11 protein-coding genes are annotated in these 10,331 nt (G+C 47.4%); 1 reads left to right on the forward strand and 10 read right to left on the reverse strand.

Going from position 1 to position 10,331, the window contains the following annotated elements; genetic code table 11:
- Positions 1-193 precede the first annotated feature (193 nt).
- The gene (locus SFV55_RS14630) at positions 194-1,177 is read left to right on the forward strand and encodes a DUF1028 domain-containing protein (protein ID WP_320030260.1); all 984 of its coding nucleotides are present in this window, start codon (positions 194-196) and stop codon (positions 1,175-1,177) included.
- A 28-nt stretch (positions 1,178-1,205) separates the two neighbouring features.
- Here SFV55_RS14630 and SFV55_RS14635 read toward each other — a convergent pair whose 3' ends face one another.
- The 10 genes from SFV55_RS14635 to lspA form a co-directional block, all read right to left on the reverse strand.
- Complete coding sequence (locus tag SFV55_RS14635) at positions 1,206-1,532, reverse strand: type II toxin-antitoxin system RelE/ParE family toxin (protein WP_320030261.1); 327 nt, start codon at positions 1,530-1,532, stop codon at positions 1,206-1,208.
- Positions 1,526-1,780 (reverse strand): hypothetical protein, encoded by a 255-nt coding sequence (locus SFV55_RS14640; protein ID WP_320030262.1) that lies wholly within the window; start codon positions 1,778-1,780, stop codon positions 1,526-1,528. Before SFV55_RS14640 ends, SFV55_RS14635 begins: the two co-directional genes overlap by 7 nt.
- Before the next feature lie 65 nt (positions 1,781-1,845).
- Positions 1,846-2,433: a Uma2 family endonuclease gene (locus tag SFV55_RS14645; protein ID WP_320030263.1), complete on the reverse strand. Its 588-nt coding sequence runs from the start codon at positions 2,431-2,433 to the stop codon at positions 1,846-1,848.
- A 68-nt stretch (positions 2,434-2,501) separates the two neighbouring features.
- Positions 2,502-4,319 (reverse strand): ABC transporter ATP-binding protein, encoded by a 1,818-nt coding sequence (locus SFV55_RS14650; protein WP_320030264.1) that lies wholly within the window; start codon positions 4,317-4,319, stop codon positions 2,502-2,504.
- 92 nt (positions 4,320-4,411) lie between these two features.
- On the reverse strand, positions 4,412-5,752 hold the full coding sequence (gene accC, locus SFV55_RS14655; RefSeq protein WP_320030265.1) for an acetyl-CoA carboxylase biotin carboxylase subunit: 1,341 nt from the start codon (positions 5,750-5,752) through the stop codon (positions 4,412-4,414).
- A 5-nt stretch (positions 5,753-5,757) separates the two neighbouring features.
- A complete protein-coding gene (accB, locus tag SFV55_RS14660; RefSeq protein WP_320030266.1) occupies positions 5,758-6,288 on the reverse strand; it encodes an acetyl-CoA carboxylase biotin carboxyl carrier protein in 531 nt (176 codons plus the stop codon).
- A gap of 6 nt (positions 6,289-6,294) precedes the next feature.
- A complete protein-coding gene (gene efp, locus SFV55_RS14665) occupies positions 6,295-6,861 on the reverse strand; it encodes an elongation factor P (RefSeq protein ID WP_320030267.1) in 567 nt (188 codons plus the stop codon).
- 149 nt (positions 6,862-7,010) lie between these two features.
- Positions 7,011-8,009, reverse strand: coding sequence for a beta-ketoacyl-ACP synthase III (locus SFV55_RS14670; RefSeq protein WP_320030268.1), 999 nt, complete (start codon positions 8,007-8,009; stop codon positions 7,011-7,013).
- 70 nt (positions 8,010-8,079) lie between these two features.
- Positions 8,080-9,591, reverse strand: a complete 1,512-nt coding sequence (locus SFV55_RS14675) for a sodium:solute symporter (RefSeq protein ID WP_320030269.1) — start codon at positions 9,589-9,591, stop codon at positions 8,080-8,082.
- Between the two features lie 52 nt (positions 9,592-9,643).
- Positions 9,644-10,264: a signal peptidase II gene (lspA, locus tag SFV55_RS14680; protein ID WP_320030270.1), complete on the reverse strand. Its 621-nt coding sequence runs from the start codon at positions 10,262-10,264 to the stop codon at positions 9,644-9,646.
- Between the last annotated feature and the right edge of the window lie 67 nt (positions 10,265-10,331).

Raw genomic sequence — 10,331 nt, forward strand, 5'->3', positions numbered from 1 at the left:
TTTGGTGAGTGATGGGTAAAAGCTATACAAAAAAGCACATTTTGGCCAGATATAAAATCAAGAATTATTCACGCTAAAAAGCATAAAAGCACAATTGACTCATTTTCAATTGTATAAATCATTTTCACAGACTTTATAATCAGCCAAAGTGACGTAATTTCTTTAACTTTGGCCAATTATAAAAATATGCTGTATGAAAAACCTCCTCCTTGCCCTTTGCTTATTGCTTGGCACCTGTGCCCATGCCCAATTTTTCAAACAAGAAAACGGCCTTGCCCACACCTTCTCCATCGTAGCCCGCGATGAAAAAACCGGGGAAATGGCGGTTGGGGTGCAAAGCCATTGGTTCAGTGTAGGTACCTCCGTTTCCTGGGCTGAAGCAGGCATAGGCGCAGTTGCTACGCAATCTTTTACCAACAAATCCTTCGGCATTCGAGGTTTGGGATTGCTCAAGGCAGGAAAGACTGCTCAGGAAGCGCTCGATATTTTATTGTCCGACGATCCCGGCAGAGAAGTTCGTCAGGTTGCCATCGTGGATGCCAAAGGCAATGTGGCCAATTTCACTGGCAAAAATTGTATAGATTTTGCCGGGGATTTGAAAGGAAAGGGCTATGCCATCCAGGCCAATATGATGCTGACGAATGAAGTCCCCGCAGCCATGGCCAAAGCGTATGAAGCCAACATGAACCTGCCACTGGCTGAGCGAGTATTGGCAACCCTCAAAGCCGCACAAAAAGTGGGCGGTGATATTCGGGGCAAACAATCGGCGGTCATTTTGGTGGTCAAAGGAGAAGCCACGGGCAAACCCTGGGACGAAAACCACCTGGTTGATCTAAGGGTAGATGACCATGCCGCCCCACTAGTCGAGTTGGAGCGCCTCCTGACCCTGCACCGTGCCTACGAACACATGAACAATGGCGACCTAGCTACCGAAAAGAACGACATGCCCCTGGCGATGCAAGAATACGAAGCGGCCATGAAGATGTTCCCCAACAACCTGGAGATGCAGTATTGGACGGCAATCACACTAGCGAACAATGGAAATGTGGCCAAAGCGGCTAAAATGCTCAAAGGTGTTTATGCCAAGGATCCGCTCTGGCGGGAATTGACCAAACGATTGCCGAAGGTGGGGGTGTTGACGGTGAAGGCGGAGGAGATGGGGGTGTTGGTGAAATAAAGGAAGTTTTAGCTTTTTTGCTTATTTTTTATTTTTTGAATTGATCTTTTAACTGCTCTGGATTTCTCTTTGAATGAATAATCTCTACAACCTGCACTTTAATCACTTGTTCATCAATAAAATAAATGATTTGGTAAGACCACTTCAAAACCCGTCGAAAAACCATTTGATCGTCCGAAATTTCCTCTAAAATTCTGTGCCTTTGTGGCATTGTGGCGAGTTTGGATATAGCATCTAAAATTCCACCTCTTACCTTTTGCGCCACCGAAAGGGATTCTTCTTCTTTAAGCCAATCATATATTTTCTTCAATGCACCTTTAGCCTCGTCACTAATTTCAACCTGATATTTTACCATTGTTCTATCTCTTTTTTCAGCTCCTCTAGGCTAGTTGCTTTACCATTGTTCATTGCTTCTAAGCGACTGCGATAGGCAACTCTGGCATATTCTGCCATCACAGGTGTTCCATCTAGCTCGTATCCAATAACTCCTTCTTCCTCTTGCTGGACATAAGTATCCAACATGGCATAAACAACCGTCAAAAAGTGATCGTCGATTTGATCTATTAAGTGATGTACTTCTGTTCTTAATTCAGTGGTGCCCATTGATGGATGTTTTGATGCGTTCAATTTAAAGTCTTTCCTCCACTCATGCAAGCAGATGCTTTTTTCTACACAAACAACTCCTCCGCTGCAATCTCCAGGTCCCCCAAAGCTGGAGCAGCACTACAAATGGTCTTGCCCCGGCAGATGGTCACTTGCTCTGGAGAAGTATAGACGTAGACTTGTTTAGAGTCCGGAAAAATATGCCAAACCACTTGCACTCCAGCCTGGAAATATTCGTCCAGTTTTTGGTTGATCGAATTGACTTGATCATTGGTTGAAATGATTTCTACAACCCAGACAGAAATTTGGTTTTCCCCTTTTTTCATCAACTTGCGCTGCGCCCCTGAATAAAAAGCGATGTCAGGTCGCCGCAACTGCACGGTACTGGTGTACATATCGGTTTCGGTAATCAAACCTCCTTCTGCTTGCGCGGCAGCAGTTTTTTGAAAATAGGCTAACAAAATGAAGTAAATTTCTGCCTGCTGCTGATTCATCGCCTGCGTTTTTTCTACAACACCATCATTCCATTCATACTTATAGCCATCTTCGCGATCGGCATATTCTCGCAAAAAGTGTGCTTTAGACACCCGACGTGGCTTCTTTTTGGTCTTTTTTTGCTCGGCTTGTTGATCAATTGCGGCGATACTGGCCATTTTTGTTTTTTTACAAATTTACATTTTTGGGGATAAAAATGCAAGAAGGTCAAACCCAAGACCTGCCCCTACGCCATCGCCTGCAACTCCACCAACTTCCGGTACTCCCCATTTTTCTCCAACAATTCCGCATGACTCCCCCGTTCCACAATCTGGCCAGCGCGCATCACGATGATTTCATCGGCGTGTTGTACGGTGGACAAACGGTGGGCGATGACCATACTGGTGCGGTCTTTCATCAGGTTTAGAAGAGCCTCTTGAACCAGTTTCTCTGATTCTGAGTCCAGGGCAGAGGTGGCCTCGTCGAGGATGAGGATGGGCGGGTTTTTGAGCACCGCCCGGGCGATGGTCAGGCGTTGACGTTGGCCGCCGCTGAGTTTGCTGCCGCGGTCGCCGATGTTGGTTTGGTAGCCGTTTTCGGTGGCGAGGATGAAGTTGTGGGCGTTGGCGATTTTGGCGGCGCGTTCCACATCTTCGGGGGTAATGTTTTCCATACCGAACACGATGTTGTTGTAAATCGTGTCGTTGAAAAGGATAGCCTCCTGGGAAACGATGCCCAATTGCTGGCGCAAATCGCGCAAAGAGATGTCCTTGATGTTGATGCCATCGATAAAAATGCCGCCCTCGCGCACGTCGTAAAAACGGGGCAACAAGTCGGCCATGGTGGATTTGCCTGCACCGGAAGCGCCCACCAGGGCAATGAGTTTACCTTTGTGGATATTCAGGTTGATGTTTTTCAGCACGGGTTCGTCACCCCGGTAATTGAAACTGACATTGCGGTATTCGATGGATTTTTCAAACTGTGTGAAAGCTTGGGCATCTGGTTTTTCTTCAACCACAATGGGCGCATGGAGAATGTGTTCCACCCTTTGCATGGCCGCGATGCCTCTTTGCACGTCGTACAAGCCACGGGAAAAAGCTTTAGCTGGGTTCAACACACTAAAAAAGGCGTATAAAAAGGAGATAAAAGTACTGGCTTCGATGCTGCCTTTAAACACCATCCGCGCCCCGAACCACAGCAATACCGACACCACCGCAATGCCCAAAAACTCGGACAAAGGAGAGGCCAGATCCCGCCGCCACAACATGCGGGTCTGCATGCGGCGGTAGTCGGTGTTTTCGCGGTTGAATTTGTTTTCCTGGTACTTTTCGGCATTGAAGCCCTTGATGATGCGCAGGCCGGAGATGGCCTCCTCGACGATGGATACGATGGTACCCAAACGCTCCTGTACCTTGGAAGAACTTTTGCGCAGCGTGCGTCCAATCCCTCCAATGATCACCGCTGAAAACAGCATGAGTACAAACACAAAGCCCGTCAAAGTGGGACTAACGTAAAGCATAAAAATCAAACTCAGCACTATGATGATGGGCTCGCGGAAAAGGGATTCCAGGGCATTAAGGATGCTCCATTCGATTTCCTGCACATCGGCGGTGATGCGCGACATGAGGTCCCCCTTGCGCTCTTCTGAAAAATACCCCAAGGGGAGGACCATAATTTTGCTGAACAGTTGCGCCCGGATGTCCCGCACAATGCCATTGCGCGCCGGGGCCATAAAAAACATGGCGAGGTAATTGAACAGGTTTTTACCCAAAAAAACCAGTAGAATCACCGCACAAATTCGAATCAAGGCTGATTCCTGCCCCTGCGTCTGAATCAAATGGCTGATCTGATAATTGAGTTGGGCCTTGAGTCCATCCGCCGTCCAACTCCAAACCGGTTCCGGCAGTGCCTGGACGTTTTTTTGGAAAATGATGTCGAGCAGTGGAATCAGTAATGGAATGCTGGCTACGTTGAACACGGCCATCAGGAGGTTGCTCAAAACACTCAGCGCAACGTTGGCGCGGTACTTGTGCAGAAAGGAAAGTAAACGCCAGAAACTCTTCATAAACAAAGATGAAAGATGAGAGATGAAAGATGAAAGGGGCTATACTGAATTTTCATCTTTCATCTCTCATCTTTTATCTCTCATCTTTTGATTCAGTCCTTAAAGTTGAAATCATTCAAAAAGCTGGTATTGAAATCGCCCTTGCGGAAGTTTTCGTCTTTCATCAACTTCTGATGGAAGGGCACTGTCGTCTTTGGTCCTTCAATGATGAACTCGTCCAGAGCGCGCTCCATTTTACGGATGCACTCCTCGCGGGTGCGGGCGCGGCAGATGAGTTTGGCAATCATTGAATCGTAGTAAGGTGGAATGGTATAACCCGCATAAACGTGAGTATCTACCCTTACCCCATGCCCTTTCGAGCTATGGAAAGAGGTGATTTTACCTGGACTTGGCCGGAAATCAAAATTCGGATCTTCCGCGTTGATGCGGCACTCCATGGCATGCATCTGTGGGTAGCGGTTGCCTCCGGTGATTTTTTCACCCGCTGCAATTTTGATTTGTTCCTTGATCAAGTCAAAATCGATTACTTCTTCGGTCACGGGGTGTTCCACCTGAATCCGGGTGTTCATCTCCATGAAGTAGAAGTTGCGGTATTTGTCAACCAGGAACTCGATGGTACCTACCCCTTCGTAATTAATGGCTTCACCTGCTTTGACTGCAGCTTCGCCCATTTTTTCGCGCAATTCATCGGTCATGAAAGGCGAAGGGCATTCTTCCACCAATTTTTGGTGGCGGCGTTGGATGGAGCAGTCGCGTTCTGAAAGGTGTACCACCTTGCCGTATTGGTCACCCGCAATTTGGAATTCGATGTGGCGGGGCTCTTCTACATACTTCTCCATATAGATGCCGTCATTGGAGAAGGATGCTTTGGCCTCCATACGGGCAGTATTCCAGGCAGATTCGAAGTCTTCTTCTTTCCAAACGATGCGCATCCCCTTACCCCCGCCACCTGCGGTAGCTTTGAGGATTACGGGGTATCCCACTTCTTTGGCCTGTTTTTTCCCGGCTGGAACATCTTGCAACAAACCACCAGAACCTGGCACCACGGGCACCCCTGCTGCAATCATGGTTTCCTTGGCAGTGATTTTGTCCCCCATTTTGCGAATCTGCGAAGGAGTTGGTCCAATGAATTTGATGCCGTACTCCAGACACACCTCAGCAAAATCAGCATTTTCAGCCAAAAAACCGTAACCTGGATGAACTGCATCCGCATTGGTGATCTCTACCGCTGCCATGATGCGAGGAATACTCAAGTAGGATTCCGATGATTGGGGCGGACCAATACAAACCGCTTCATCGGCAAACCGCACGTGCAGGCTCTCCCGGTCGGCAGTAGAGTATACTGCTACCGTTTTAATGCCCATTTCCCGGCAGGTGCGGATGATTCGCAGTGCAATTTCACCGCGATTGGCTATGAGGATCTTGTTGAACATTCTTTTTATTTCGGATCTACCAAGAAAAGAACCTGATCGTACTCAACGGGTTGAGCATCATCTACCAGCACCTTTACAACGGTACCACTTAGATCGGACTCAATTTCGTTGAACAGTTTCATTGCCTCTACAATACAAACCACGGAACCTGCACTAATGCTATCCCCAACTTTGACAAAGGGGGGCTTATCCGGGCCTGCTGAACGGTAGAACGTTCCAACAATAGGAGACTTGATGGCTTTGTAGCGACTCTCATCTCCTCCCGCAGTTGGTGCAGGGCTTGGTGTAGAGGCTGCTGCTGCTTGTGGCGTAGGAGTAGCTACTGGAGTAGGTGTTTCCACGCTGGCTGGTGTAGACGCAGCCGGGATAGCAGTTGGCAAGGTGGCTTGAAGTGAAGGCACGAGAATTTGCTGCCCGCCTTTGCCAAAGTACTTGGTGCGGATTTGCAGTTCGAACTCACCGTCTTTCATTTTGAACTCGGAGAGTTCCAGCCGGCTAACCAGCTTCAGTAGTTCTTGAATCTCCTTTGCATCCATGAGTTGCTATTGTTTAATACGTTCCATATAAGCCCCGGTCTGGGTATCAATCTTGATGAGGTCACCTTCGTTGATAAACAAAGGTACCCGTACTTCTGCCCCGGTTTCTACCGTAGCAGGCTTAAAGGCGTTGGTAGCAGTATCCCCTTTCAAGCCTGGCTCGGTGTATGTGACCTTCATAATCACTGTTTGGGGCAATTCCATGGTCAATAATTGGTTTTTGGCAGCGTGGTACAAGATGTCCACTTCCATTCCTTCTTTAATCAGGTCTGGACGATCAATCAATTTTTTATCCAGAACAATTTGATCAAAGTCTTCATTGTTCATGAAGTTCAATCCTGACTCATCTTCATAAAGGTACTGAAATTTACGACGTTCAACTCTAACTTCGTCAATTTTAGCACCGGCAGGAAAAGTGTTGTCCACTACTTTTCCGTTGGTCATACTTTTAAGCTTGGTGCGCACGAAGGCGGCACCACGGGCTGGTTTGACGTGCTGAAACTCCACGACAGACCAGGTGTCTTTCTCCCAATCTATACAAAGTCCGTTGCGGATATCGGATGTCGAAGCCATGAAAGTTTTATTTTGATGTTAACGTTTTATGTTTTTCTCCCACGGCTAAAGCCATGGGTTGCTTTTCTGGTATAGCCTCCCACGGATATAACCCACGATTTAAATCGTGGGATTCCCGTGGGGTGGCACCCACACGCACACTATCACACTCATTCTTGATCGTAAGCCCACTTGATATAGATGGCACCCCAGGTGAAGCCACCACCAAAGGCAGTTAGAATGATGTTGTCGCCTTTTTTGAGTTGACTTTCCCATTCCCACAAACACAGGGGTAGAGTTCCTGCCGTTGTATTGCCGTATTTTTGGATGTTGATCATGACCCGTTCCATCGGGAATTTCGCCATGTCGGATACCGTTTCGATAATCCGACGGTTGGCTTGATGGGGTACCAGCCAGGCAATATCATCTGCCACGAGTTGGTTGCGTTCCATGATGCGCAGCACCACATCCGACATTCCAGATACTGCTGCTTTGAACACGGGCTTACCGTTTTGGTAGACGAAATGCTCCCGATTTACAACTGTATCAATGGTTGCTGGATGACGAGAGCCGCCTGCTTTTTGATACAGGTAGTGCTGGCCAATCCCGTCACTGTGGTGCAAAGAGTCCATTACCCCAACTTCTTCCTCGGTAGGTTCCAACAAAACAGCTCCCCCCCCATCACCAAAGATGATACAGGTAGTCCGGTCCGTATAGTCGATAATAGAAGACATTTTATCTGCGCCCACTACAATAACTTTTTTGTGTGAACCCGATTCCACAAACTTACTAGCGGTGGTCAGTGCATACAGAAAGCCCGAACAGGCGGCATTGATGTCATAGCAAAAAGCATTTTTGATGCCTACTGCATCAGCAATGATATTGGCAGTATCTGGAAATGGCATATCGGCGGTTACCGTAGCGCAGATCAACAGGTCGATTTCTTCGGGTAGAGTATTGGTTTTGGCCAATAGTCCCTTAACGGCATTGATGCCGATGATTGAGGTGCCTTGCCCCTCACCTTTGAGGATGCGGCGTTCGTGGATTCCTGTACGGGAGGTGATCCACTCGCTGGTGGTATCCACCAGATTCTCTAGCTCATGATTGGTCAGTACGTACTCAGGAACCCAGCCCTGCACACCTGTAATCGCAGCACGAATTTTAGACATAGCATTGGATTTGAATCCAGTTGGCAATTTGCGAGCGCAAAAATATCAATAATCTTTTGCTTGTTAACATTTAATTTAAAACTGCAGTGCTTTTACGGTAGGAAATCAGCCAAAGTCCCAACATAGTCAGGAGTCCATTGACGGCGATGTTGAGGAATCCGAACTTGAAGCCATACAGTTTTTCGGCATACACGTCAATGGTATAGGTCAAAACCGGGGCAATGATACAAACCAGTACAACCCACTGATCGCGCACCGCCCGTTTGGTCAGGATCCCAAACATAAACAAACCAAGCAAGGGACCGTAGGTGTAACCAGCTATTTTGAACAAACTACTGATGACCGCATCGTTGTTCAGCCATTTAAATATAATGATTTGCACCAAAGTCAAAAGTGAAAATCCAACGTGTACCCATACTCTGGTCCGTTCTTTTTGCTGCTCCGGAACATTGGACTTGTCAAAATTGAGGAAGTCGATGCAGAAAGACGTAGTCAAGGCGGTCAATGCTGAATCTGCGCTGGCATAGGTACAGGCAATAATACCCAACATAAAACAGATGGCGGTAGCCACCGACATATGATTCAAGGCCAAAGTGGGGTAAACCAGGTCGGAATTGAGTTTACCACTGGCATTCATCGGCAATTGAATACCTTCTTTAGTGGCATAGAGGTACAACATTGCCCCCAAAGAAAGGAACAAAATATTGACCAGCAGAAAAATGGAAGTAAAGGTCAACATGTTTTTTTGGGCATCCTTGATGTTCTTACAACTCAGGTTTTTTTGCATCAAATCCTGATCCAGGCCGGTCATGGCAATCGCAATCAGGGCACCACTGATGAACTGTTTAAAAAAATTGTTCGGGTCACCGATGCCACTGTCGAAGAAGAAGACCCGCCCGTATTCACTGCGGCTGATTTCCCCAAACATTTCTATCACATTCCAGCCCAAAGCATTACTGATGGTATAAACACTGAGTGCAAGTGCGGATAGCAAAAAGATGGTTTGTAAGGTATCTGTATAAATAATGGTTGCTACCCCACCTTTAAAGGTATACACCCAAATCAACCCGATGGTGATGACTACTGTCAGCCAGAAGGGAATACCCATTGGGCCCGTCACAAACATGTCTACCACATTCGCTGCTAAAAACAGGCGAAAAGAAGAACCAATGGTACGGGAAATCAAAAAGTAGGCCGCACCGGTTTTATAGGAGTAAAAACCCAGCCGTTCTTCCAAATAGGTATAAATGGAAGTCAATTGCAAACGATAATATAAGGGCAGCAATACTGTAGCAATGATGAAATACCCAAAAAGATTCCCCATCACCAACTGCAGGTAAGAAAACGCCTGGTTGTTGCCCCCTGCACCTACTACACCCGGAATGGAAATAAAAGTAACCCCCGAAATGGAAGTACCAATCATACCAATAGCAACCAAAATCCAGGGTGCTTTGCGCCCTGCCAAAAAGAAGGAACTGTTGTCGGCATTCCGGCTGGTGCGCCAGGCCACCACAATGAGCATCGCGAAGTATGCAATGATCAGGGTAGCAATCAATCCGGGAGAGAGTACTGCTGCGAACATAGGTGAAGGGTCGTTGGGGCAAGCCTCGCGGATGCCCTTTTTTATAATTCAATTATTCTTGAGCACCTTCTTTATTTTCAGGTGACTGATCGGCATCTTCAGCAGGTTCTTCCTGTGCCGCCGATTCTTCCACTTCGGGTGCTGCTTCTTCGGCAATTTCTGCCGCGGCTACGGGTGTTGTTGCTGCTTCTGAGGGAGCCTGTTTCTGGAACAAAAAAGGAACCATCAAAAACAAACCCAGCATAATGGACATATCGGCCACATTAAAGATGCCTGTACGCAGTGTACCGAAGCCCATGTTCATAAAGTCAACCACCCGACCTTCCATGATGCGATCGTAGATATTGCTCAAGCCGCCCCCCAGGATGAACCCAAAAGCGGCCTGTTGCACGATGTGCAGGTTTTTGGCAGTCAGTACATGGAAAAAAATGTACAGTAAAACCAAAACAGGTACCACCGCCAATACCCAATAGCGCAAGGTATCGTTCATGCCCGAGCCCAAACTTAAAAATGCGCCAGTATTTTCGGCATACACCAGGCGGAATATGTCATTGAGGTAGGACTTCATGGGTTGCTCCTTCAGGGTATTAACCGCCCATATCTTCGTGAGTCGATCCAATACCGTAGCCAGTAGTCCGGGAATCAACAGTACGATGAGTCTTTTTTGCCACATGTCTTATACTTTCTGTTCGTTAGCGTTCAACGCTGGTTAATCTTGAATGGGGTGAAGATAAGCAGGG

It is taken from the genome of Haliscomenobacter sp. (assembly GCF_033763495.1).
Taxonomy (GTDB): domain Bacteria; phylum Bacteroidota; class Bacteroidia; order Chitinophagales; family Saprospiraceae; genus Haliscomenobacter.